This is a genomic window from Herpetosiphon gulosus (assembly GCF_039545135.1).
GTDB lineage: Bacteria > Chloroflexota > Chloroflexia > Chloroflexales > Herpetosiphonaceae > Herpetosiphon > Herpetosiphon gulosus.
In genome coordinates, this window is record NZ_BAABRU010000013.1 from 202,989 (window position 1) to 224,517 (window position 21,529).

General features: G+C 50.4%; 26 protein-coding genes. 16 read left to right on the top strand and 10 right to left on the bottom strand.

Annotated features, from left to right (window positions below; all coding sequences use genetic code 11):
* The first annotated feature begins 47 nt into the window (after positions 1 to 47).
* On the top strand, positions 48 to 719 hold the full coding sequence (locus ABEB26_RS18270) for a ComF family protein (RefSeq protein WP_345723479.1): 672 nt from the start codon (positions 48 to 50) through the stop codon (positions 717 to 719).
* Here ABEB26_RS18270 and ABEB26_RS18275 read toward each other — a convergent pair.
* Complete coding sequence (locus ABEB26_RS18275) at positions 685 to 1,122, bottom strand: DUF5946 family protein (protein WP_345723480.1); 438 nt, start codon at positions 1,120 to 1,122, stop codon at positions 685 to 687. The genes ABEB26_RS18270 and ABEB26_RS18275 overlap by 35 nt on opposite strands.
* Positions 1,123 to 1,220: 98 nt before the next feature.
* Here ABEB26_RS18275 and ABEB26_RS18280 point away from each other — a divergent pair, with 98 nt between their 5' ends.
* The 5 genes from ABEB26_RS18280 to ABEB26_RS18300 all read left to right on the top strand — a co-directional run bounded on the left by ABEB26_RS18280 (position 1,221) and on the right by ABEB26_RS18300 (position 3,807).
* On the top strand, positions 1,221 to 1,790 hold the full coding sequence (locus ABEB26_RS18280) for a hypothetical protein (protein ID WP_345723481.1): 570 nt from the start codon (positions 1,221 to 1,223) through the stop codon (positions 1,788 to 1,790).
* Positions 1,791 to 1,798: 8 nt separating this feature from the next.
* Positions 1,799 to 2,011: a hypothetical protein gene (locus tag ABEB26_RS18285; RefSeq protein WP_345723482.1), complete on the top strand. Its 213-nt coding sequence runs from the start codon at positions 1,799 to 1,801 to the stop codon at positions 2,009 to 2,011.
* Positions 2,008 to 2,331 (top strand): GNAT family N-acetyltransferase, encoded by a 324-nt coding sequence (locus ABEB26_RS18290; RefSeq protein WP_345723483.1) that lies wholly within the window; start codon positions 2,008 to 2,010, stop codon positions 2,329 to 2,331. Before ABEB26_RS18285 ends, ABEB26_RS18290 begins: the two co-directional genes overlap by 4 nt.
* 258 nt (positions 2,332 to 2,589) lie before the next feature.
* Positions 2,590 to 2,988 (top strand): DUF4406 domain-containing protein, encoded by a 399-nt coding sequence (locus ABEB26_RS18295; protein ID WP_345723484.1) that lies wholly within the window; start codon positions 2,590 to 2,592, stop codon positions 2,986 to 2,988.
* A gap of 12 nt (positions 2,989 to 3,000) precedes the next feature.
* Entirely contained in the window at positions 3,001 to 3,807 is an 807-nt protein-coding gene (locus tag ABEB26_RS18300) for a class I SAM-dependent methyltransferase (RefSeq protein WP_345723485.1), read from the top strand.
* A 1-nt stretch (position 3,808) separates the two neighbouring features.
* On the opposite strand, the gene ABEB26_RS18305 is transcribed toward ABEB26_RS18300, so the two are convergent.
* Both ABEB26_RS18305 and ABEB26_RS18310 read right to left on the bottom strand, forming a co-directional pair.
* Complete coding sequence (locus ABEB26_RS18305) at positions 3,809 to 4,510, bottom strand: HAD-IA family hydrolase (RefSeq protein WP_345723486.1); 702 nt, start codon at positions 4,508 to 4,510, stop codon at positions 3,809 to 3,811.
* 75 nt (positions 4,511 to 4,585) lie between these two features.
* Complete coding sequence (locus ABEB26_RS18310) at positions 4,586 to 4,819, bottom strand: ferredoxin family protein (protein ID WP_012187733.1); 234 nt, start codon at positions 4,817 to 4,819, stop codon at positions 4,586 to 4,588.
* Positions 4,820 to 5,202: 383 nt separating this feature from the next.
* On the opposite strand from ABEB26_RS18310, the gene ABEB26_RS18315 reads away from it, so the two are divergent.
* Positions 5,203 to 6,573 carry an alpha/beta fold hydrolase gene (locus ABEB26_RS18315; protein ID WP_345723487.1) on the top strand — a complete coding sequence of 457 codons (1,371 nt, stop codon included), beginning with the start codon at positions 5,203 to 5,205 and terminating at the stop codon, positions 6,571 to 6,573.
* A gap of 101 nt (positions 6,574 to 6,674) precedes the next feature.
* Complete coding sequence (locus ABEB26_RS18320; RefSeq protein ID WP_345723488.1) at positions 6,675 to 8,573, top strand: hypothetical protein; 1,899 nt, start codon at positions 6,675 to 6,677, stop codon at positions 8,571 to 8,573.
* Positions 8,574 to 8,610: 37 nt separating this feature from the next.
* Here ABEB26_RS18320 and ABEB26_RS18325 read toward each other — a convergent pair whose 3' ends face one another.
* Both ABEB26_RS18325 and uppS read right to left on the bottom strand, forming a co-directional pair.
* Complete coding sequence (locus ABEB26_RS18325) at positions 8,611 to 8,898, bottom strand: hypothetical protein (protein WP_345723489.1); 288 nt, start codon at positions 8,896 to 8,898, stop codon at positions 8,611 to 8,613.
* A gap of 282 nt (positions 8,899 to 9,180) precedes the next feature.
* Positions 9,181 to 9,915, bottom strand: coding sequence for an undecaprenyl pyrophosphate synthase (gene uppS, locus ABEB26_RS18330; protein WP_345723490.1), 735 nt, complete (start codon positions 9,913 to 9,915; stop codon positions 9,181 to 9,183).
* A 143-nt stretch (positions 9,916 to 10,058) separates the two neighbouring features.
* On the opposite strand from uppS, the gene ABEB26_RS18335 reads away from it, so the two are divergent.
* Positions 10,059 to 10,652 (top strand): LysE family translocator, encoded by a 594-nt coding sequence (locus ABEB26_RS18335; protein WP_345723501.1) that lies wholly within the window; start codon positions 10,059 to 10,061, stop codon positions 10,650 to 10,652.
* A 53-nt stretch (positions 10,653 to 10,705) separates the two neighbouring features.
* Here ABEB26_RS18335 and ABEB26_RS18340 read toward each other — a convergent pair whose 3' ends face one another.
* The 5 genes from ABEB26_RS18340 to lipA all read right to left on the bottom strand — a co-directional run bounded on the left by ABEB26_RS18340 (position 10,706) and on the right by lipA (position 14,783).
* On the bottom strand, positions 10,706 to 11,368 hold the full coding sequence (locus ABEB26_RS18340; protein ID WP_012187739.1) for a PspA/IM30 family protein: 663 nt from the start codon (positions 11,366 to 11,368) through the stop codon (positions 10,706 to 10,708).
* Positions 11,369 to 11,465: 97 nt separating this feature from the next.
* A complete protein-coding gene (rsmG, locus tag ABEB26_RS18345) occupies positions 11,466 to 12,176 on the bottom strand; it encodes a 16S rRNA (guanine(527)-N(7))-methyltransferase RsmG (protein WP_345723491.1) in 711 nt (236 codons plus the stop codon).
* Positions 12,173 to 13,057: a hypothetical protein gene (locus ABEB26_RS18350; protein WP_345723492.1), complete on the bottom strand. Its 885-nt coding sequence runs from the start codon at positions 13,055 to 13,057 to the stop codon at positions 12,173 to 12,175. Before ABEB26_RS18350 ends, rsmG begins: the two co-directional genes overlap by 4 nt.
* 102 nt (positions 13,058 to 13,159) lie before the next feature.
* Complete coding sequence (locus ABEB26_RS18355) at positions 13,160 to 13,840, bottom strand: tetratricopeptide repeat protein (RefSeq protein WP_345723493.1); 681 nt, start codon at positions 13,838 to 13,840, stop codon at positions 13,160 to 13,162.
* Positions 13,841 to 13,862: 22 nt separating this feature from the next.
* Positions 13,863 to 14,783, bottom strand: coding sequence for a lipoyl synthase (lipA, locus tag ABEB26_RS18360; protein WP_345723494.1), 921 nt, complete (start codon positions 14,781 to 14,783; stop codon positions 13,863 to 13,865).
* A 327-nt stretch (positions 14,784 to 15,110) separates the two neighbouring features.
* Between lipA and radA the strand changes: the two genes are divergently transcribed.
* The 7 genes from radA to ABEB26_RS18395 all read left to right on the top strand — a co-directional run.
* Positions 15,111 to 16,538 carry a DNA repair protein RadA gene (radA, locus tag ABEB26_RS18365; protein WP_345723495.1) on the top strand — a complete coding sequence of 476 codons (1,428 nt, stop codon included), beginning with the start codon at positions 15,111 to 15,113 and terminating at the stop codon, positions 16,536 to 16,538.
* Between the two features lie 33 nt (positions 16,539 to 16,571).
* Positions 16,572 to 17,729 carry a PIN/TRAM domain-containing protein gene (locus tag ABEB26_RS18370; protein ID WP_345723496.1) on the top strand — a complete coding sequence of 386 codons (1,158 nt, stop codon included), beginning with the start codon at positions 16,572 to 16,574 and terminating at the stop codon, positions 17,727 to 17,729.
* Complete coding sequence (gene dtd / locus ABEB26_RS18375) at positions 17,701 to 18,162, top strand: D-aminoacyl-tRNA deacylase (RefSeq protein WP_345723497.1); 462 nt, start codon at positions 17,701 to 17,703, stop codon at positions 18,160 to 18,162. Before ABEB26_RS18370 ends, dtd begins: the two co-directional genes overlap by 29 nt.
* The gene (locus ABEB26_RS18380; RefSeq protein WP_345723498.1) at positions 18,149 to 18,406 is read left to right on the top strand and encodes a hypothetical protein; all 258 of its coding nucleotides are present in this window, start codon (positions 18,149 to 18,151) and stop codon (positions 18,404 to 18,406) included. The genes dtd and ABEB26_RS18380 overlap by 14 nt, the downstream gene beginning before the upstream one ends.
* Positions 18,407 to 18,516: 110 nt before the next feature.
* Positions 18,517 to 19,287 carry a DUF6754 domain-containing protein gene (locus ABEB26_RS18385; protein ID WP_486348316.1) on the top strand — a complete coding sequence of 257 codons (771 nt, stop codon included), beginning with the start codon at positions 18,517 to 18,519 and terminating at the stop codon, positions 19,285 to 19,287.
* A 12-nt stretch (positions 19,288 to 19,299) separates the two neighbouring features.
* Complete coding sequence (locus ABEB26_RS18390; RefSeq protein WP_345723500.1) at positions 19,300 to 19,965, top strand: hypothetical protein; 666 nt, start codon at positions 19,300 to 19,302, stop codon at positions 19,963 to 19,965.
* A gap of 12 nt (positions 19,966 to 19,977) precedes the next feature.
* Positions 19,978 to 21,529 (top strand): zinc ribbon domain-containing protein (locus ABEB26_RS18395; protein ID WP_486348317.1); only part of this gene is annotated, 1,552 nt, incomplete at its 3' end.

Here is a 21,529-nt window from a genome sequence, read left to right on the forward strand (position 1 = left end):
GTACAACCCGCAAGTCAACTGGCTTGCGGGTTTGATTTGGGGCTACGATGATCAACCGTTTATGGAATAGCTTGCTTGATCTCGTTTACCCGCCACGCTGCTATAGCTGTGGCAAGGCTGGCACGCAATTTTGCCCCACTTGCCTCGCCGAATGTATTCCGCTGACTCCACCCCAACGCCCTCAGCCCTTGGCCGCCGATTCACCGCTTGAACGCGCTTTGGGCATTTATCCATTTCAAGGCAGCTTACGTGCGGCAATCCACGCCTTTAAATATCAAAATGCCCATCCCTTAGCCCAAATTTTGGCTCCATTATTGTTTGATTTTTGTGCCTGGCAGAATGTTGTGCTGATGCCTGTGCCACTGCATGGGGTGCGCAAACGTGAGCGGGGTTATAATCAAGCTGAATTATTGGCGCGTAATTTGGCCAAAGCTTGGCAATTGCCACTGAGCACCGATTTGCAACGGGTGCGTGCTACCGAGCATCAAGTTGGGCAGCAAGCTCAAGCTCGTGCCAACAATGTCGCCGGAGCCTTTGAATGGCGGGGTCAACAGCCAGCTCCAAGCCACGTATTGCTGATTGACGATGTGCTAACCACTGGCTCGACCTTTGAGGCCTGTGCTAGTGCATTAATTGCTGCTGGCAGTACCGCAGTCGAAGGTCTAGCCCTCGCCAAAGCGATTATCAAGCCTGCGTCACCGCTTGATTCGCCTGAATAACTCTGGCCCAACCCCATAAGCGTTCAACTGCTCCCGCTGGTTGCTCAGGCAGATAGACATCAGCAATGGTCATGGCCCAACAGCGCAATTGTGGTCGGCGTTCAGCCTCGGGCCGTAGCACTCGCGTTGCCCCTGCATAGGTTTTGGCGGCCCGTTGCCGTAATTCGGCAGCACTTACCCCATGATTAAGATAATCGTTAAATGCCATCCACAGTTGTTCAAGCGCCATTTCAGTAAATTGGGCTGGGTGTTGCAAATTGTAGCTGGCGACAACCAAAAAATGCTGGGCATGCAAAGCTGGGTCGTTATATTCCCAAGCGATTAACGCCCCTAATTGCTCCCAACAATTGAAACCTTCAATCGGTGGAGCACCACATTCAGCACAAGTTTCAGTAGTTGGCATTGATCACCTCATTCGGTATAATTCATGCTTAGTCTACTTGGGTTGAATTACAGCAACATCTGCCGAACGAATGATTTTAGCGAGAGAGGATCAATTGTATGCGCCGCTGGCTTAATCGATCGATTTATAATGTGAAAGCGCTGCGTCAGCAATTTGCTGCTGATCATCCTGAATTGCAACCACGAACAATATTAATTGCCAAAATAATTAAAAACCCACTTGATCAACCAATAGAGTTAGTACGTGGAACAAACTGGGTCGAGTCGTTACGGGCAGTTGTGTTTGTTACCACTACAGGCCTATGGATCTATCCAATCAAAAAATTTGCAGCTATGCATGGTGCGGCTAGCGGAATTGAGCAAACTGAACCATTTTGGCTTGGGGGGCAGTCGATCAGCACTGCCCAATTAATGAATGTTCGAACAGGTTTAATTCGTGGGAGTGTGTTGCAATTTACTTACGAACAGCAAGCGATTTATCAGTTCGGCTTAGAGTATCATGTCAACTTGGCTAGTTTATTACCGTTTGAGGTTACTGTAACCAAGGGCAAAATCAAACATACTACGGCGAGCATTAAAGCGCGAATTTACCTCTATGCCACGGTAGTTTTTTTGGGTTGGTTTTTTCTGTGGTTTGCTTCGATAATCATTCAAGCATTATTCCGATGAGGTTTCCCATGCAACGCGAAGTTACCACAACCTACCTTGAAATGTTGACTGCCAATGAACTCAAGCCAAGTTTACGCCATGAGCCAGATTTTGGCTTTGCGCAAGTGCAGCGGATTAGCCCTGAACTCAATCGCTTTTTGTATACAGCAGTGGGCGGGCCGTGGTATTGGCTTGATCGGCTCAGCTGGTCTGGTCGTATCAGCAATGGCTCGATTATTTGAGCCAGCCTACGGTTCAAACATGGATCGGCAGCTATCAAGGCATTCCGATTGGCTATTGTGAGTTGGTGCAAGAGGCCGATGGCTCAGCCCAAATTGGCTATTTTGGGTTGTTGCCGCAATGGTATGGCCAAGGCTTGGGCGGGCTTTTGCTCACTAAGGTCATTCAACAAGCATGGCAATTAACTAGCTCGCGGGTTTGGCTACATACTTGCACGCTCGATGGGCCAACTGCCTTAGCCAACTACCAAGCCCGTGGTTTCAAGGTCTATGATCAAAAAACTGAGCTAGTTGAGTTGCCAAGCCAAGCACTTGCACTATGACCAAATGCCCTGTAGTTATGCACCAAACCTTCCTATCCAAAGAGTATGATTGATCTTTCGCTTCCGTTCGTACCAATAATTGTACTTTAGGGGGTGCAGGGGGATGAAAACACCCTGCGTTCCCCGCCTTGAGGCGGGGCGGAGGGGTGGTGATCACTGAAATCGAAAGATCTTTGGATTTTCATAAACCTTCTAAAATCATAGGCAGAGTTGACAGCTATGCTAGAGTAACGAGGATTTTGTTTGGAGGTTGCTTTAATGGCTGATCACGCTGCGTTGATGATTTTAATTGCTGGGCCCTATCGTTCTGGCACTGGCGACGATCCAGCTAAAATTGCGGCCAATGTTCATTTAATGGAATCGTATGTGTTGCCATTGTTCAATGCTGGCCATTTGCCAGTGCTTGGCGAGTGGTTGGCCTTGCCAATGGTCGATTTGGCTGGCTCTAAACGGATTGGCGATGAGATCTTTAATGCGATTTTCCACCCAATTGCTGAGCGCTTGGTAATTCGTTGCGATGCGGTGTTGCGGGTTGGCGGGCCTTCGGCAGGTGCTGATCAGATGCTTGAACTGGCCAAAGCCCATGGTCGCCAATGCTTTGAGCGTTTGCAAGATATTCCTGGCTGTAGCGAGTTGATCGATCCCCAAGAATATTAGGAATGGTGCTACATGAGTGCAAATAGCGAATGGCCTGAATTAAACGCTCAATCCAATGCTGTTTGGGAAACCAACGCCGAGCATTGGGATAGCGCGATGGGCCAAGATGGTAACCGTTTTCATTTGCAATTGGTGCGGCCTGCGATGTTGAGTTTGTTGGAGTTACAAACGGCGCAGCGTGTACTTGATATTGGTTGTGGGAACGGTCTTTTTGCACGACATTTGGCGGAATTAGGTGCAACGGTGCTGGCAGTTGATGCTAGCACCAGCTTAATTGAACGTGCCAAGCAGTATCCAAGCCCGGCTATGCTCGAATATCAAGTTGTTGATGCCACCGATTTCGCGCAATTGCTGGCTTTAGGGGCTGCAAGCTTTGATGCCCTGGTTTCAACGATGGTGCTGATGGATTTGCCCACGATTGAGCCTTTATTTCAAGCAGCAGCCAAATTGCTCAAATCGCAAGGCCGTTTTGTGCTGGCAACGGTGCATCCATGTTTTCAAACTCCGCAAAGCCGCAAAATTGTTGAGCAATTTGAAAATGCCCAAGGCGAAGTTGAAACCCATGCGCGACTACAGATTGGCAGCTATCTCACGCCAACAGTGCATCAAGGAGTGGGGGTGGCAGGTCAACCAGTTGCTCAATTCAACTTTCATCGTTCATTGACGAGTTTGCTTGGGGTTGCATTTGCAGCGGGATTTGTGCTTGATGGATTGTTAGAGCCAAGCTATCCCCCTACTACAGCCAGCACTCACCCGTTCTCATGGGCCAATTTTAGTGAAATTCCCCCAGTTTTGGTGCTGCGCCTACGGTTACGCTAGATCAAACCAACTGCAATAAATCGCGTAAATCGTGCAGAATTGGGCAATCGGCTTTGGGAATGCGCTTGTGACGGTCGATTAATGCTGCTTGCATGCCAACTGCGCGAGCGCCCAATACATCAGCATAATAACTATCGCCAATATGAATAATCTGATCGGCGGCAACACCAGAGCGCTTGATCGCCAGTTGATACAGGTCGGTCATGGGTTTGGCATAGCCGGCATCCGCCGAAATAACCGCAAAATCGAAGTAGGGCAACAGTTTGTTGTAGGTCAGAATAGGCCGTAAACTGCTGGCCCAATCCGAGACAATCCCAATTCGAATGCCTTTGGCCTGCAAACTATCGAGGGTTTCGCGCACATCATTGAAGGGAACCCAATTTTCGGGCTGCTCGTAGTGCGCAATCAAGCGATCGCCAAGCAGCGCGTGATCAAGCGTTGGATCGATTTGATCGAATAGGTGTTGATAGAATTCTAGCCAAAGCGTGCGAATCGTGGCATCGGAACTCCAATCGTTATTATCGAGCGAATGATAACGCTGATGATACCAACGATTAGTCGCTTTTCGGGCATCGCGAATCAGGCTGGGTTCAACCTGCAAGCCCAATTCTTGCAGCACCTCACCAATTAAATCGTGAGCATCAACCCGCTCATCGAGCAAGGTAAAGCCTACATCAAAACAGACTACCGGAAAACGCAGCATTGCAACCTCAATTTAATAAATAACAGGGACACGGAAATTTCCGTGTCCCTGAGGGTCGATTGGCTTCGTTCAGAACTAACCGAAGAAATCGACGTTCTTTTGGGTGTATGAGGCCCATTGTTCGGGCACGCTGTCGCTTGAGAAAATTGCGCTGACTGGGCATTCTGGTTCGCAAGCGCCACAATCGATACATTCGTCGGGGTTGATATAGTATTGGTCTTCACCTTCATAGATACAGTCAACTGGGCAAACTTTGACACAGGCTGAATCTTTGGTGCCGACACATGGTTCTGCAATTACGTAGGCCATTGTGGATACTCCTTCGCGCTGGGGCGTAAACTTCATACTTATTTTCTAACTCTAGTGTAGCAAGCTCCTCGCCATGCTTCTGTAACTTTAGTCACATAATGAGAATGATTCTAATAAAGACGGTAAAATCAGGCTTTTTAGTCTATATTCAAGCCATTCCGATCTTTACCTTCCCCTTCGTGCTGTTCGCGTTCTTAGCGGTTTCGTGCTGACTAGACCCTTGTCCCTTCATAATCTCTGTGATTGTCTGTCGCCCGATCTCCGATCCCTGACAACTGATCCCTCATCCATCCTACTAACTAGCCTCGTATCTAGGGAAGCGACTTGCCCCAATATGCTACAATAGCCCAATTATGTGATTGTTCCTGCAATGAGGGTAGTGCATGTCAACCTATGTCATCGACGGACAGGAACTGCATATCCGCGATAATCGCCGTAATGCCCCCGTCGCGCTCTTAATTCATGGCTGGTCGAGTTCCTGGTTTACTTGGACTCCCCTGTTGCAAGCGCTTGGCACGCGCTATTCGTATATGGCGGTCGATTTGCCTGGTTATGGGCGTTCGCCTGCGCCCAAACACCCAATTACGATCGATTGGTATGCCGATTTGATGGCCAAATTGATTGAGGAAGCCAGTGATCGGCCTGTGGTGGTGCTTGGACACTCGATGGGTGGCCAAATTGCTATGACTTTAGCTTTGCGTCACCCAATGCTGGTTGAACGTTTGATTTTGCTCAATCCAGTCGTTAGCGGGCGACTATCAACCTTTATCAATTTGTTTGTGGCTCCGCATATTTTGCTCGAACGTACCAGATTGGGCGGCAAAATTCTGAGCTACCTCGAAAATACGCCTTTAAGCTATATCAATCAGTTGATGAAGCCGATTCTCTTTGCTGAACGCGCCGCAATTTCGCAGCAAGATTATGATCGGATTCGCGCTGATGCACGGCGACCAGGCCAAGGCAGAGTTCGTGCTGCCTGCTATGAAGCCATGAAAATGGGCGATCTGCGCGGCAAACTCAAGCAAATTCAACCGCCAGCTCAAGTGATTTGGGGTGCTGAAGATAACACTGTGCCGTTGCGTGATGCTGGCGCGGTTGCTGACGAATGGCCCCAAGCTGACTTGCGTTTGATTCCGAATGCTGGGCATTGGCCACATTTTGAGCAATATGAAACCACCATGCGCTATATTGCCTCTTTTTTGGGCTTGCCAATTTTACCGAGCCTGCCGAATGATCAAGTGCAACAGCAGCGCGATCTTGATGTGGGTGAAATTGCCCAGTTTCTCTCGAATACTGAGTTGGGCCAAGATTTGAGTGAATCGCAGCGCTTACGGGTGGCGGGCTTGTGTCATCAACATCATTTTGCCCCGCAAGATGTGCTGGCACTCGAAGATTCGAGCGGCGATGAGTTGTTTATTGTGCAAGATGGCCAAGTTGATGTCTTGGTGCGAATCAGCAATGAGCTTGGCATCGAGGAAGCACGGCGGGTCAATGTGCTGATGGCGGGTCAAATCGCTGGCGAAATGGCCTTGATTCAGGGCAAAGGTGGCCGACGTACCGCCGATTTACGCGCTGGCAAATCGGGCGCAACCGTGCTTTCGATCGATAGTCGTTATCTATTTGCCTTGTTTGAAGATGATGCCTCACTAGGCCTGAAGCTGATGCAAAATCTGGCTCGCTCGTTGGTGCAACGTTTGCGGGTGCAAAATTGGCAATTACAATTAGCCGAACAACGCGCCGAAGTCCATCGCTAAATAAGCACAAAATCATGACTTTTAGCCTGAACGCTACTGTTTTACCAGTGGCGTTTTTCGTGTACCATTTGCCATGAACCACAAATTGTAGGGTGCTGTCTATGAATCGTCAACGAATGATTGGGCTGGGTGGCCTGTTTGGGATAGGAATATTGATCTTAATCCTGCCAAACAGCCGTTTTTGGTTTGCGGCGCTGGTTTGTGCACTGGCTCCAGGCTACTTGCTCGAGCGCTGGCTGGATTTGGATTTAGCGCCATTGGTGCGGCCAAGCCTGTGGATTGGGCTGAGCTTGGCAGTTTGGCCGTTGGGCTATTTATGGCTGACCACGCTTGGTTTAGCTCTGAGCACTGGCATGATCACGTTGATTGCCTTTGGTTTAATGTCGGGTGTGGTTTGGCGTTTATGGCGTGAAACTGCTCAGCCGTGGTTTTTACCAGCGCCCTTGCCGATTCTGGGCTTGGCATTATTAATTATCGGTTTGACGATTAGCACCCGCATCGAACACATCAGCAATCTGGCTTTTCCACCGTGGGTCGATTCGCTGCACCATGCCACAATTATGCGGGTGATTGCTGAAAGCGGCCAAGTACCTTACTCGTTGCGCCCTTACATGCCAGTTGATAATTTTGGCTATCACTGGGGCTTTCACGCCACCGCAGCCACCATCTACAATCTGAGTGGCATGAGCATTCCTCAATTTATGTTGTGGTATGGTCAATTTTTGGGTGTCTTGGTGGTGATATCGGTTGGTAGTGCCACGATTGGTCTCACCAAAAGCCCAATTGCTGGCCTAGCTGCCGCCACCATGACTGGCTTTATCTCGATTATGCCAGCTTATTACCTGAGTTGGGGACGTTACACCTTGCTTTCGGGCTTGGCGATGGTTCCGGTGGTGCTACTGTTGGCGTGGGTTGCGCTTGATCGCCCCGATCGCAAAGGCCTTATTTTGCTAACGATCGTGGTTGGTGGGCTATTGCCAACCCACTTTGTGGCGGCTGGCTGTGCCTTGCTCTGGTGTGTGGCGGTTTGGTTGGGTCGCGATGTTTGGACTGAGCAGCGTTGGCAAATCTTGGGCAAGCAAGCGGCGGCAGTTGGTATGGCAATTTTGTTGATGTCTCCATGGTTGGCCTTATTAATTCGTGAAATTCAGCCTGCTGGCAGTGGCACGCCCAAACAATTGGTTGGTGGCGGCTACAATACGTTTGAAGCGGCCAAAGGCTTATATTTTACATGGAATAATGTCTGGCTCCTGCGAGTAAGCATGCTGGCGGCACTGGTTGGCTTTTGGCGACAATGGCGTTTAGTGCTAATCAGCTTTTTATGGGCTGGCCTTGTGATGTTATTTGCTAATCCAGTGGTGATTGGCTTGCCTTATCTTTCGTTTTTCAACAACAATATTGTGGCCTTGGCGATCTTTTTGCCGATTAGTTTATGGCTCGCGTTGGGGGTTGCTTCGCTCGATCAAGGGCTGAGCCAGTATCTCTCGCTTGGATTTGCCCGTAGTTGGCGGGCGATACGGACAATTATTTTGGCCTTGACGATTGTGATTTCAGCGGCAAAATTGCATGGTGTGACCAACGATGGCACAATTATCGCCAAAGCCGATGATTTAACTGCCCTGAATTGGATTGTGCAGCGTATCCCCAAAAATGCCCGTTTTGCGATTAACACCGAGGGTTGGCTGTATAACGTGGCCCGTGGCAGCGATGGTGGCTGGTGGATTTTGCCCTATGTTGGCTTGCAGGTGAGTACACCGCCAGTTGTTTACAACCAAGGCACGCCTGAATATATCAAGGCGGTTGAGGCTGAAACCAGCTGGTTGCGCAATGCCAACGAAAAAACTGCCAGTGAATTAGCCCAGTGGATGCGTGAACATAATTATGATTACGCCTATGCTACTACCAATGGCAAAATCTTCAATCAAGCCAAATTAGCCAATGTGCCTGAATTTGAGCTGGTCTATGAAAATGCGAGTGTGGCAATTTATCTGCGGAGATAGATGGGGCTAGCGCCAAGCCTAGCCCCATCGGTGAGGCTCAGGCAGCGGGAATCGCTGAATAGGGCAAAAGATCGTAGCGTTCTTGTAAGCGGTCGATATACATCATTTGATAGAGCACCGCATCTTCAACGTGATCATGGCGTTGGCGAAGTTGTTCCAACTCCTGATGCTTGCTCGGATCGGGCGTATCGCATACGTGTTGTTCTAAATCGGCGACAGCATGTTCAAGATCGTCGAGTTCCCACACAAGATCTTGCAGTTTGCTGCGCTCATCCTTGAGTTGACGCAAAAGTTGGGTATGGGCAGCAGGCAATCGCATATGCATCGGAAAAACCTCTTGGGATAGTGAAATAGCCAGTTCGTAAAGCTAAGAAAGTGCAATAGGTTACTTAACAACCATGCTACTGCTATCATATCATGTTCCGACAAGAGACTTTGGTATGATTCGTGGGCCGACAATGGGGGATGCTGCTGCAAAGTGATGGGGGATATGTGCTTAGTCAAGCCTAAAATAACCCCAAGCCAGCGGCAAGCAGCTTGGGGTGTTAGCAAATGTTCATTGAATCTGCTTCGGAATAGCCTGAGCCACATCTTCTCTCAGCGTTGCTTATTTGACCATTTCACCTTCGCCGATGCGACCACCATAACGTCGTTCGCGATTGCCAAAATTGCTGACAGCCTCACGAAACTGATCGGGGCCAAAATCGGGCCAGAGCAGCGGAGTCATATAATATTCGCTATAGGCAGCCTGCCAAATCAAAAAGTTGCTTAGGCGTTGCTCGCCACTGGTGCGTACAATCAAATCGGGGTCGGGAATGCCCGATGTATACAAGTGACCAGCAATCATCTCGTCGCTAATATCTTCAGGATTGATCCCCTTGGCGACGATTTCGCGGACAGCGTTGACAATATCGGCGCGACCGCCATAGTTGAAGGCTACCGAGAGCGTCAAGGCTGTATTATTGGCAGTCAAGGTAATGGCATTCTGAATTTTCTTGGCGAGGGCTGAATCGACCCCATCGAGCGTGCCCAGCAAGTGCAAGCGCACCCCTTCAGCGTGCAACTCACGCAACTCACGATCAAGATATTCAGCCATAATGCGCATTAATCCGCGCACTTCCCACGATGGGCGCTTCCAATTTTCGGTTGAAAAGGCATAAATCGTGAGATAGGGAATGCCTAAGGCAATAGCCTCGCGCACGATTCGTTTGATATTTCCAGTTCCAGCATGATGCCCTGCCAGACGGGGGAGTCCACGGCCTTGTGCCCAACGGCCATTGCCATCCATTATTATTGCGACATGTCGAGGTGCGACAGTAGTTTCAAGTTGTTGTACGGTCATAGATCTAAAGACCTCATCAATTTAAGCGTTTGTCTAGCATTCGTTGTAGGGTAGCGAATATACTACCATTGTTGCAAGCACTCGCGTGCAATTTATGCGAAACTAGCCTTGATCGACGATTTTAGGCAAGCGAGGGTATTGTGATGTTGCTGAAAGGGCTTATTTTGGGGTTTTCGATTGCCGCACCAGTCGGGCCGATTGGCGTGTTGTGCATTCGACGCAGCTTAATTCATGGGCGTTTGGCGGGCTTTTTATCGGGCTTGGGAGCGGCAACTGCCGATGGTTTGTATGGCATGTTGGCGGCGTTTGGTTTGGCGGCAGCCCTCAATAATGTTGATCAAGCTTCGGGGTGGTTGCTGGGATTACGGATTATCAGCGGCCTATTTCTCGGCTATTTGGCGATTAAAACCATGTTGAGTCGTCCGGCAACCGAAGCGGCTAATGTCAAAGCTGATAATTTATGGGCGATGTATGCCTCGACGCTCTTCTTGACCTTAACCAACCCTTTGACGATTTTATCGTTTGCCACGGTATTTGCTGGCTTGGGAATCACGGCCTATGGCTGGGATAGCGTCTGGTTGGTAGTGGGCGTGACCACGGGTTCGGCTTTATGGTGGTTGCTCTTGAGTGGCGGCGTGAGCTTGTTGCGTGAGCGGGTGCAAGCCTATAGCATTTGGATTAATCGAATTTCTGGCCTGATTATTTTGGGCTTTGCGCTTGCGGTATTGTTGGGATGATGCTTAAATCAAAAGCGGGTGTTGGCGCAAGCCAACACCCACAATTTCAAAAGCTATTGTTTACCCATTTTTGCTTTCAGAGCGGCCAATTCATCTTCGACAGCAGTATCGCGTTCGAGGTCGGCAAAGCGAGTTTCGAGCGAACTACCTTCAAGCTTTGACATAGCATCGGCTTGAGCCAAGCGATCATCGACCCGTTCTTCCATTTGGGATAATTTATCCATGGCATTGAGGTTGCCCAAGCCTTGAACTGTGCGTTGAATCGCTTCTTGAGTTTCGGCGCGATTCTTCTTGGCGATAATCAATTCTTTCTTGGCTTTGGCTTCTGACAAGCGTGATTCAAGACTGACCAAGGCTTTTTGGAGTTGCTCAACTTGTTCGTCTTGTTGTTCGTATTGTTGGCGATAGGTATCAGCCATTTTTTGAGCATTGGCTTTGCGGCCTAAGGCAGCTTTGGCCAATTCATCGTCACTTGCGCGAACCGCAGCTTCAGCCTTGGATTGCCATTGATCAGCTTCGGTTTGGAATGTCACCATTTTGTTGTGCAATTTGGTTTCATCGGCCATGGCGGATGCAACAGCGGTTTTGGCTTCGTACAGTTGTTCTTGCAATTGCCGCATGTACTCGTTGACCATTTTTTCAGGGTCTTCGGCCTTATCCAACATCGCATTGAGATTAGCGCTAACCAGGTCGCGAACACGGCTCAACAACGACATAGGAATTCCTCCTTAGCTAAACACAAAGACTGTGTGAACTTCATTCTAGCACACCGCGCTGGCGGTTCTCAAGTGGTACGAGCGCTTTTCCAAAAAGTTACAAAGGCTTTTTGGATGGTGTGCCAACCGTGCGTGGATAGGTCAATGGGGTTGAAGCTACTTTGTCTACGACAACAAGTGAACGGACAGGTTCAGCTGGAATGGTGACGTTATAGACCGCCCGTAATTGACCTCCAAGAATGGTTATGGCCTGCTCGGCATCTTGCACTTCTGGCTCAATGTCAAAACCTTTAGGTGCAAGCCACATGCCACCAACTTTACACAAGGGCAAACAGTATTCGGCGAGGGTCGCTAAATTGGCGACAGCCCGAGCAGTAACCAGCGCAAAATGCTCGCGCCAGCGCCGTTCGCGGCCCACAACCTCGGCCCGTTCGACCTCAACCAAGACCCGCTCAAGCTGTAATTCTTGAGCCACATGGCGCAAAAATTCGGCCTTCTTGCCGATCGATTCGATCAGTAAAACTTCGGTCTCGGGCCATAAAATCGCTAAAGGAATACCTGGTAAGCCCGCGCCTGAGCCAATATCGGCCAAACTGGCGGGAGCTTGCTCGCAGGTCGTCGCTAACGAAAACGAATCCAACAGATGGCGGCGGGTTGCTTCGGGCAAGGTCGAGGGCGCAACTAAATTCATGCGCTCACTCCATTGCGTTAGCAACGCCACATACTGCTCCAAGCGGTCGATTTGGCTCGTGGTCAGGGTTAGTTGCCACTCAGCCAGGGTGGTTTGCAATAGTTCACGATCGATCATTTTTGTTTTGATAACCTATAGTGCATTTCAGCTTGCTCATATAAGCCTAGATTATCATAAACCCGCCCAATTGCTGCATGTAATTGTTGCGGACGGCGACTGGTTGGCAAGGCTGCCTTCCATTGTTTAACCGCAGCAGCTGGAAAATCGCGGTCGCTATACATTTGAGCGAGCCGTTCACGATCAAGCTTGCGTTCGGGTGTAAGAAAATTCTCGAAGGAATGACCACACTCGCAGATCCAGTGTTCACGCACATCAATCACATGACCACAATTGGGGCAATCGAAGGTTTGCTCAGTGCCACAGTTGCTACATTCACCAGTGCTTTGGGTCGGCGTGCCACAAAATGCGCAGGGAGCTTCGAGATTTTGCGGTGGCTTGGGCACATTCGTTGGAATATTGCCAAGCACTGGAGCTGGCTCAGATGCTACTTCAGCGACCATCGGGGCAAAACCAAAGCCAGCCATTGGCTGATCAAGCTCGATTGGCACTGGCTCGAACATAGCCGCAGGTGGCTCGTCGAAACTAGTTAAGCTGCTGGCAGGTGCTGCTGGCGCTGGTGTTGGGGCGACTGGTGGCGGCGCTGGTGGTGCTGGTGGCGGTTTATGTGGCTCGAAGGTCGAAAGAAAATCGGCAGCCTCGCTTTGGGCTAATTCTTCTAGCCCGCGCCGCGCCGCAGTATTATCAGGATTAATAGAAAGCACAAGTTGTAAGCAGTCGCGCTTTTGGGTGCGAGTTTCAACGACTCCACTGAGCCAAAGCCAAGCGGATTCGTTTTTGGAATCGGTAAGGAGTACTTTTTGGAGATGCTGGCGAGCTAGCTCACGCTGGCCTGCTCGCACAGCGGCGATGCCTTTGGCAAGTTCATCATCGATTGTCATAACGGTAATCCATCGCTAATAAAGACATTCATTGGCTATTTTTAAGGATACACCGATTTTGACATAGATTTGGCTTGTTGCAAATAAAGATTGGCTAAGGAATTAGGATTGAGCCACTTGGCGGTGGAACTCGGCTTCTTGGTTGCGACCAATCTTATCGTAGGCTTGGGCCAACTTTCGGTGCAACATCACCACATGCGAGCCATCTTTGAGCGCTCGATCCCATTGGCGAGCAGCAGGCTCCCAACGCTCCATCAAGGCATAGCGCTGGCCCAGCCCTTCGTGATCGATGCCATCGGGAAAGAAAATGTAGTGACGTAACCCTTCGCCGCATGGGCAGCGAGTGGTTTCCCATAAGTTTATTGTACTATCACATGAGGGGCAGGTGAGAATAATATTCTCGCCACAAACTTGACAATCGAGCTTGCTACTATCGGTATTCGATTGACAAAATGGGCATTGAATCAGGTTGCTACTGGCAGCGGCGATCGCCACAATTGGCGTTGGCTCATGAATTGGCGGGGCTGGTTTATTTTGCACTTCGAGGGCCGCGATGCCTCGTTGAGCGGCTTCGTTGCTTGGGTTGATCAACAAAACCCGCACAAGGCAATCGCGGCGCTGCTCGGGCGTATCCACAATTGCGCTCATCCAGAGCCACGCCAGTTCGTTCCGTGCATTCAGAGCAATCACTTGGGTCAGGAAATCACGGGCTGCTGCACGTTGGCCTGCTTTGGCGGCAGTAATACCTTCAGCCAATAAATGCGTTTCATGCACGGACGACATAGGAACTCCTTCTATCTATAATCTAACGTGGTTCGAGTGCAATCCATTCTTGCACTGGGCTAGCCACGTCGCTGCTTGGTTGATGATGTTGTAACTCCCCAGCGTGGAATGATGATCGGATGAATGGCCCTGCAAAAGTTGCTCGAAAGCCCAATTGCTGGCCATGATCGCGATACAAGCCATAACGCTCAGGAGGAATATATTCGCTCACTGCTACATGGTTCAGTGATGGTTGTAAATATTGACCAATCGTGACTAGTTCAACCCCAACCTGTTTAAGATCATCCATGGTTTGGTAGATTTCGTCGGTTGTTTCGCCTAAACCCACCATAAACCCCGATTTAGTTGTGATCTGCGGGGCAAACTCACGACTGCGGGCTAATAATTCAAGCGATCGATCATAATCGCCTTGGGGCCGCACACTCTTAAACACGCTACGAACGGTTTCGATATTGTGATTGAGCACATGTGGTTCGGCATCCAATACCGTTTTGAGCGCTTCGGCCTCACCTTTGAAATCGGGAATCAAGACCTCAACCTCGGCCTCGGGTAAGCGTTGGCGAATCGCGCTGATGGTGCGGGCAAAGTGCCGAGCGCCACCATCCTTGACATCATCGCGAGCTACCGCCGTAACCACCACATATTTCAAGCCCAAGCGAGCAGCGGCTTCGGCCACATTGCTCGGCTCACGTGGATCAAGCGGGAAAGGCTTGCCAGTCGTAACATCGCAATAATGACAACGCCGGGTACAACGATCGCCGCCGATCATAAATGTAGCAGTGCCATGGCCAAAGCATTCGGCAATGTTGGGGCACGATGCTTCTTCACACACAGTATTCAGATTCAGATCACGCAGTAATTGACGGACATTACGCAACTCTGGCGAAAGCACGGGTTTGCGTAACCACTCTGGTTTACGCTGACGATGCGGTGTTGATGGCATACCAACCTCACGTTAAGCAGCACATGCAGCATTGCAAGTGACGGCAGACGAATGTGGCACCAGCTTGCCTTTAAGCCAGCGATAACCCTCACTCGCTATTGTAAAAAATTATTTAAGCCATTGCGATAACCCAAAAGCACCACTTTAGGCCATCGGTGATCCTGCCCATATGGGGGACATTGCAACGAATTCTAGGGCAGACTAAGGCCAAAAAGGCTAGGATTAAGCTTGGCAATTTGCGCCAAGTATAGCACGAAGTTGGTGCATTCAACCAAGCGGCTGTGCTATAATTTAACGAGATGCGGCAAGCAAGGAATATGGAACTTCATGGCCAAACAACGTACAATTTTCGTCTGCCAACAATGTGATGCGCAGTTTCCCCGTTGGATGGGTCGTTGTACCGAATGTGGTTCGTGGGATAGCTTAGTTGAACAAGTTATCACAAAATTAGCAGGTACGACAGGCGGTAGTACTCGTTCACCTATTGGAGTGAGCGAGCCATTACGCTTGCCCGATATTCAACTTGGCGATGTTCAACGTTTGCCAGTTCGTGGCAGCGAATTTGCTCGCGTGCTAGGCGGCGGGATTGTGCCTGGCTCATTGGTGCTGATTGGCGGCGATCCTGGGATTGGTAAATCGACGCTGTTGCTCGAACAAAGTGCCGCCTTGGCGGAAACTGCTGGTGATGTGTTGTATATCTCAGCGGAAGAATCGCAGCAGCAGATTAAGCTTCGCGCCACACGTTTGGGCTTATCGGCGCAGCGTTTATATATTTTGGCCGAAACCAGCCTTGATACGGCGATTGCCACAATTGAACGCATGAAACCAGTCTTGGTGATCGTTGATTCAATTCAGACCGTGTATAGTGAGGCTATAACCTCGGCGGCAGGCAGCGTTTCGCAGGTGCGCGAAGGGGCGCTGCGGCTCCAACGGGTCGCAAAACAACATAATATTTCAATTATGTTGGTTGGCCATGTGACCAAAGAGGGTGCGATTGCTGGGCCACGTGTACTTGAGCATATTGTTGATGTGGTGTTGTACCTTGAGGGCGAACGGTTTCATCAATATCGCCTATTGCGCAGCGTCAAAAATCGCTTTGGCTCAACCAATGAAGTTGGGGTTTTCGAGATGAATCAAGGTGGGATGGTCGAAGTGACCAATCCATCGCAGATTTTCTTGGCCGAGCGTAGTACCAACTCGCCTGGCTCAGCGGTCGCAGTGATGTTAGAAGGTACGCGCCCCTTGTTATTGGAAGTGCAAGCCCTGACTAGCCATACTGCCAATGCTCAACCACGCCGAACCGCTAATGGCTTTGATCAAAACCGCTTAGCGATGATCATTGCAGTGCTCTCAAAGCGGGTTGGTGTGCCATTGTTCAATCAGGATATTTATGTTAATGTGGTAGGCGGTTTGAAAGTGACCGAGCCAGCGATCGATTTAGCGGTGGCCACGGCGATAACTTCATCATTTCGCAACCAACGCGTTGAACCAAATACCGTTTTAATTGGCGAAATTGGGCTTTCGGGCGAATTACGTTCGGTAAGCCAGCTTGATCGGCGTTTGAACGAAGCCGCCAAGTTGGGTTTCCATAACGCAATTGTGCCCCAGATCGATGCCTTACCGCAGATCGATGCGTTTCAGGTTACTGGCATTCGTTCATTGATTGAAGCAGTACGAGCTGCTTTAATTGGTGCGCCGCGACCATCACCTGGTGAGCCGCCAACGGCCAAGCCAACAACCGACCATGATGATTAAGTGTGAATTGTGGATGTGCTCACGAGGAGATTTATGACGATTTCGGAAAAAAAGGCTGTACCTGTAAACAGAAATCGCTTACTTAGCATTGATTTTTGGGTTCGCATTCTGGGGATGGTTGTGCTTGGCTATGTTGGCTGGTATTTTAGTTCAAGCTCAGCGAGTAATCCCGCTACCGAAGACGAAATCTTGGCAATGCAATTGTTAACGCTTTCCGGGGCTGGTTTGGGTTTATTAATTACCCATCGCGTAACGTTATACCCGATTCGCGATATTAATCAGCGCTTGCGCCGCAGTACTGCCCAAGAAATGCTTGCTTTAGGTTTAGGTACGTTGTTGGGGGTTGTGATTGGGGCTTTATTAGCGATCCCACTGAGCCATTTACCTGGTCTTTTAGGGAGTTATTTGCCTGCAATTGCCAGCTTTTTTACGATCTATTTTAGTATTGTGGCTTTCGAGTATCACAAGAAAAATTTAGTCAATTTTGGCATTTCACTCCAAACATCCAAAGCTCGTCCAGTTAAAGAAGCTGTCCCGATGCGTCGAACATGTTTGGTTGATACGAGCGCAATTATTGATGGTCGGGTTTTGGCGGTTGTCCGTAGCGGCTTTCTCGATGGCATTTTGGTTGTACCGCGTTTTGTGCTCAACGAACTGCAATTATTGGCCGATTCGAGCGATGATATGAAGCGGATGCGTGGCCGACGCGGCCTAGATATGCTCGAAGAAATTCGCAAAGATGATCAACTGCGGCTTGAAATGCCCAACGAAGATGTTGCCAATGCTCGTGGCGTTGACCAGAAATTGGTGACGTTGGCGTTACAAGATGGCCATGCCTTGATCACCAACGATAAGAATTTGAGCCAAGTTGCCGAATTACAAGGCGTGCAGGTACTCAATTTAAATGTACTTTCCGATGCGGTGCGCCCACCAGTTGGCGCTGGCGAAATGCTGGTCGTGAAAGTGCGTGAAGAAGGCCGCGAACGCGAACAAGGCATTGGCTACCTTGAAGATGGCACAATGGTGGTCGTCGAAGATGCCCGTGAACGGATTGGCGATGAAGTTCGGGTGATTGTCAGTCGGGTTTGGACGAACGACCGTGGTCGCATGGTTTTTGGGCGAATCATGGGCAGTGCTGGGGCATTTTACGGGGGCAAAAACGATGCGAGCAATTATCCAGCGCGTAGCTAGTGCCAGCGTCACCGTTGCCGAGCAGATTGTCGGCCAAATTAACGCTGGCTTGTTGGTATTGCTGGCGGTTAGTCCCAGTGATACCAGCGACGATTTGCAAAAACTCGCCGATAAAATCCTCAATTTGCGGATCTTCCCTGACGAGCAGGATCGTTTTGATCGTTCGTTAATTGATTGCCAAGGCCAATTGCTAGTCGTTTCGCAATTCACGCTCTATGCCGATACCCGTAAAGGCCGTCGGCCATCGTTTACTGGGGCAGCTGCTCCGGCTTTGGCTGAGCCAATGGTTGAACAATTTATTGCCTATTGTCGTGGGCAAGGAATTACGACCGCTAGTGGTCAGTTTGGCGCGGCGATGCAAGTGCAATTGATTAATGATGGCCCAGTCACAATTATTTTGGATACTGCGGAGTGGCAGCATGGCCGAGGTTGATGATTCTGAGCAGGTGTTGGTGCAATTAGCCCAAAGCCTGCATCGCCATCGCTTGAACGGAGTCGCTCAATTGTTTCTGCGATCGGGTCAGGTTGCCAGCATTGTTTTGAGTCAGCTGTGTTTATTTGGCCAAGCCTTTGTGCCAATCCAGCTACGACAGCGCCTCGCAAGCTATGCGAATGCCTTAGAAACCGAGGCCAGTTGGCAACGCTTAATTGAGCATCTGAATGCCCTAGAAAGTTGACAAAGCATTAACGATGGGCTACACTCAGCGCAATTACGCCTATCCGCCTACTTGCTGCAAGCTATGTCAGTTGTGAGGGCCAACCCGTGTCTCCCTTTGAGATTCTTGTCGTGTCACTCATCTTAACCCTAGCAATTGCCTTGCCCTTTGTCTATGCACGGCTAGTTACTGGTGGACGTAAGATTAATCGCCGCCCTCTTCCCCCAATTGATCTGATCAATAGTGCCTTGGCACGTTCTGCTGAAACTGGCCAACCGATCCATGTTTCGCCTGGCAGTGGCTCGCTTGATGGCTCGACGATCAACCCAGAAACTTTAGCTGGTTTGGTCTTAGCCCAACGGATCACCGATATTGCGGCGCGGCGCGGGGCTGGAATTGCGGCTTCAAGTGGCGATCCAATTGCTCATTTGGCCTTGCGGGGCACGGTTCGCCGCGCCTATCGTGATGCTGGCTATAGTGAAGATTATCGGCCTGAGCTGATTCAGCTGTTGGCTGCCAATGATCCAATTGCCTTTTCGGCTGGTTTAAGTAATCGGATTACCAGCGAACCAATGGAGGCCAGTATTACAGTTGGCTCATTTGAGCAAGGCTATTTATTGTTTGCTGAGCCGGGGCGTGCCCATAATATTTTGCAAATTGCTGGAACCACCGATCAACAAGCCTTGACAGCAGCACTGCTGACGGCCAATGGCACCTTGTTGGGTGAGGAGATCTATGCGGCTGAGGCCTATATTGCCCCAACACCCTTGGGATTTGCCCGCATCTTAACCCATGATGTCCTCCGTTCGGTCATTATTGGGGTCATTATTCTTGGGATTATTTTGGTTTCTTTAGGCCAATTAGCAATCTTGCCACAAGATTTTCCATTGCTGCCTAGATAAAGGATGGGTGGGATGCGTCGAATTGACCTGCTCCGCAATCCAAAGCGCTTAATTCCTATTTTGATCGGCAGCGTTGCCGGTATTTTCGTTTTAATTGATCGCCTTTTTCCTGGGATTGGCAGTATTAATAATGGCAGCCAAATTTTGCTCAATTGGGCAACCGTTATTGCTGCGTTCGCGCTGATTGCTGGTTCAATCAATGTTATTATTCATCATATTAAACGTTTAGCCTCAACCGATCCCAAACGCTGGTATAGTATCGCGCTGCTCTTGGGGGTGATTATCCCACCCGTGTTGGCAGTCTATGGCTATACGACCCAAGGCCGGGCCAATGTCTTGGAATTAGGTTTATTTCAAGATGTTATTCGCTGGGTTTATGCTCCAATCAGCATTAGCCTCTTGGCCCTGCTGACATTTTTTGCTTTAACTGCGGCAATTCATGCCTTTGGTGCTGGCCAGCGTGAAGCAGTGATTGTGGTCAGTGTTGCCTTGGTATTTTTAGTGTTGCAATTGCCATTGCTCGCAGGCTTGCCCTATTTGGGCGAGACCTTGGGCTGGATTCAACGCTACATTGTGATGGCTGGCCTACGCGGCTTGATCTTTGGGGCGGCAATTGGTGCTATTGTTGCAAGTATTCGCATCTTACTCGGGATTGATCTCCCGTATTTGGATCGCTAGGAGGCGGCCTCAATGAATTGTCCTCGCTGTGGCACGCCCAATACTCCTGATCGCCAATTTTGTGGGCAATGTCAAGCGCCTTTGGCTGCAACCTCAAGCGCTAGTAACGATCTCCCACCATGGCTGCAAGATCTTGATCAGCAACAAACGGTTGTGCCTGCCAAACGCGGCACATCGAGCCTACCCCCATGGTTGCAAGAAGAAAGTCCGCCGCCGCCAGTTGCTGCAAGTGCTGAGGCTATCCCTTCATGGTTACAAGAATCGGCAGCGCCAACCCCAGCACCGAATGTTCCACCAGCACCCGCCAATAGCGAGGAGCTTCCGCCATGGCTGCGTGATTTGCAAGCAACTGCTCCTGCCTTGCCTGCTGACGAACCCTTGCCAACTGCTCCCCGTTCCGAGCAGCCCTTGCCTAATTGGTTATCCGATTTGCAATCAGGTTCAGCAACCCCACCAGAAGTACCAGTAGCAAGTGCAGATGTGCCATCGTGGTTGCAAGGCTCAGTTGAAGCAGCCCCACCAGCACCCAAGCCAAGTGCTAATGCTGATGTGCCATCGTGGTTACAAGAACCAGCCTTGCCAACAACCCCGCCACCAGCCCCACCAGCAGCAAGTGGCGATGTGCCGTCGTGGTTGCAAGGCTCAGTTGAAGCAGCCCCACCAGCACCCAAGCCAAGCGCCAATGCAGATGTGCCGTCATGGTTGCAAGAGCCAGCCTTGCCAACAACCCCGCCACCAGCAGCACCAGCAGCAAGTGCAGATGTGCCATCGTGGTTGCAAGGCGCGGTTGAGGCTGCTCCACCAGCGCCCAAGCCAAGCGTCAATGCAGATGACGAGCCGATGCCAGCTTGGTTGCAGCAGTTGCGACCAAGCGAACCTGCCCCACCACCAGGCATTGCTTCATTCGTTGAAGATAATGATGAGCCAGTGATTGCCCGACGTGGTGGGACTGGTAACTTACCCGATTGGTTGAAAGATTTTGATACCGAGCCGCCAGTGGTGCAGTTATCTGAAGTCGATTTAGATGCCGCTGGTTCAAGCGATGACGTTCCGCCATGGCTTAAGCCTGCAACTGCTCCATTAACTCCGCCAGCAGCCCCGGCAGCAAGTGGCGATGTGCCGTCGTGGATGCAAGCCGAATCAGCCCCACCCGCACCGCCCGTAGCAAGCGCTGGCGATGATGTACCAGCGTGGTTGCGCGGCGATTTGGATGCTACGCCGCCAGTAGCTCCGGCAGCGAGTAGCGATGTACCAGCGTGGATGCAAGCCGAATCATCGCCACCCGCACCGCCCGTAGCAAGTACCGGCGATGATGTACCAGCGTGGATGCAAGCCGAATCATCGCCACCCGCACCGCCCGTAGCAAGTACCGGCGATGATGTACCAGCGTGGATGCAAGCCGAATCATCGCCACCCGCACCGCCCGTAGCAAGCGCTGGCGATGATGTACCAGCGTGGTTGCGCGGCGATTTGGATGCTGCACCGCCAGCAGTTCCGGCAGCGAGTGGTGATGTGCCGTCGTGGCTGCAAGCTGAATCAGCACCACCCGCACCGCCCGTAGCAA

Excerpts from the sequence above, each read along its gene's own strand:
- radA (WP_345723495.1), top strand. The coding sequence starts at position 15,111 with ATGGCCAAACAACGTACAATTTTCGTCTGCCAACAATGTGATGCGCAG.
- uppS (WP_345723490.1), bottom strand. The coding sequence starts at position 9,915 with ATGACCGTACAACAACTTGAAACTACTGTCGCACCTCGACATGTCGCA.
- ABEB26_RS18280 (WP_345723481.1), top strand. The coding sequence starts at position 1,221 with ATGCGCCGCTGGCTTAATCGATCGATTTATAATGTGAAAGCGCTGCGT.
- ABEB26_RS18390 (WP_345723500.1), top strand. The coding sequence starts at position 19,300 with ATGCGTCGAATTGACCTGCTCCGCAATCCAAAGCGCTTAATTCCTATT.
- ABEB26_RS18325 (WP_345723489.1), bottom strand. The coding sequence starts at position 8,898 with ATGCATATGCGATTGCCTGCTGCCCATACCCAACTTTTGCGTCAACTC.
- ABEB26_RS18355 (WP_345723493.1), bottom strand. The coding sequence starts at position 13,840 with ATGTCGTCCGTGCATGAAACGCATTTATTGGCTGAAGGTATTACTGCC.
- ABEB26_RS18350 (WP_345723492.1), bottom strand. The coding sequence starts at position 13,057 with ATGACAATCGATGATGAACTTGCCAAAGGCATCGCCGCTGTGCGAGCA.
- ABEB26_RS18285 (WP_345723482.1), top strand. The coding sequence starts at position 1,799 with ATGCAACGCGAAGTTACCACAACCTACCTTGAAATGTTGACTGCCAAT.
- ABEB26_RS18305 (WP_345723486.1), bottom strand. The coding sequence starts at position 4,510 with ATGCTGCGTTTTCCGGTAGTCTGTTTTGATGTAGGCTTTACCTTGCTC.
- rsmG (WP_345723491.1), bottom strand. The coding sequence starts at position 12,176 with ATGATCGATCGTGAACTATTGCAAACCACCCTGGCTGAGTGGCAACTA.
- ABEB26_RS18320 (WP_345723488.1), top strand. The coding sequence starts at position 6,675 with ATGAATCGTCAACGAATGATTGGGCTGGGTGGCCTGTTTGGGATAGGA.
- ABEB26_RS18380 (WP_345723498.1), top strand. The coding sequence starts at position 18,149 with ATGGCCGAGGTTGATGATTCTGAGCAGGTGTTGGTGCAATTAGCCCAA.
- ABEB26_RS18270 (WP_345723479.1), top strand. The coding sequence starts at position 48 with ATGATCAACCGTTTATGGAATAGCTTGCTTGATCTCGTTTACCCGCCA.
- ABEB26_RS18310 (WP_012187733.1), bottom strand. The coding sequence starts at position 4,819 with ATGGCCTACGTAATTGCAGAACCATGTGTCGGCACCAAAGATTCAGCC.
- ABEB26_RS18315 (WP_345723487.1), top strand. The coding sequence starts at position 5,203 with ATGTCAACCTATGTCATCGACGGACAGGAACTGCATATCCGCGATAAT.
- dtd (WP_345723497.1), top strand. The coding sequence starts at position 17,701 with ATGCGAGCAATTATCCAGCGCGTAGCTAGTGCCAGCGTCACCGTTGCC.
- ABEB26_RS18275 (WP_345723480.1), bottom strand. The coding sequence starts at position 1,122 with ATGCCAACTACTGAAACTTGTGCTGAATGTGGTGCTCCACCGATTGAA.
- ABEB26_RS18340 (WP_012187739.1), bottom strand. The coding sequence starts at position 11,368 with ATGTCGTTGTTGAGCCGTGTTCGCGACCTGGTTAGCGCTAATCTCAAT.
- ABEB26_RS18300 (WP_345723485.1), top strand. The coding sequence starts at position 3,001 with ATGAGTGCAAATAGCGAATGGCCTGAATTAAACGCTCAATCCAATGCT.
- ABEB26_RS18335 (WP_345723501.1), top strand. The coding sequence starts at position 10,059 with ATGTTGCTGAAAGGGCTTATTTTGGGGTTTTCGATTGCCGCACCAGTC.
- ABEB26_RS18295 (WP_345723484.1), top strand. The coding sequence starts at position 2,590 with ATGGCTGATCACGCTGCGTTGATGATTTTAATTGCTGGGCCCTATCGT.
- ABEB26_RS18370 (WP_345723496.1), top strand. The coding sequence starts at position 16,572 with ATGACGATTTCGGAAAAAAAGGCTGTACCTGTAAACAGAAATCGCTTA.
- lipA (WP_345723494.1), bottom strand. The coding sequence starts at position 14,783 with ATGCCATCAACACCGCATCGTCAGCGTAAACCAGAGTGGTTACGCAAA.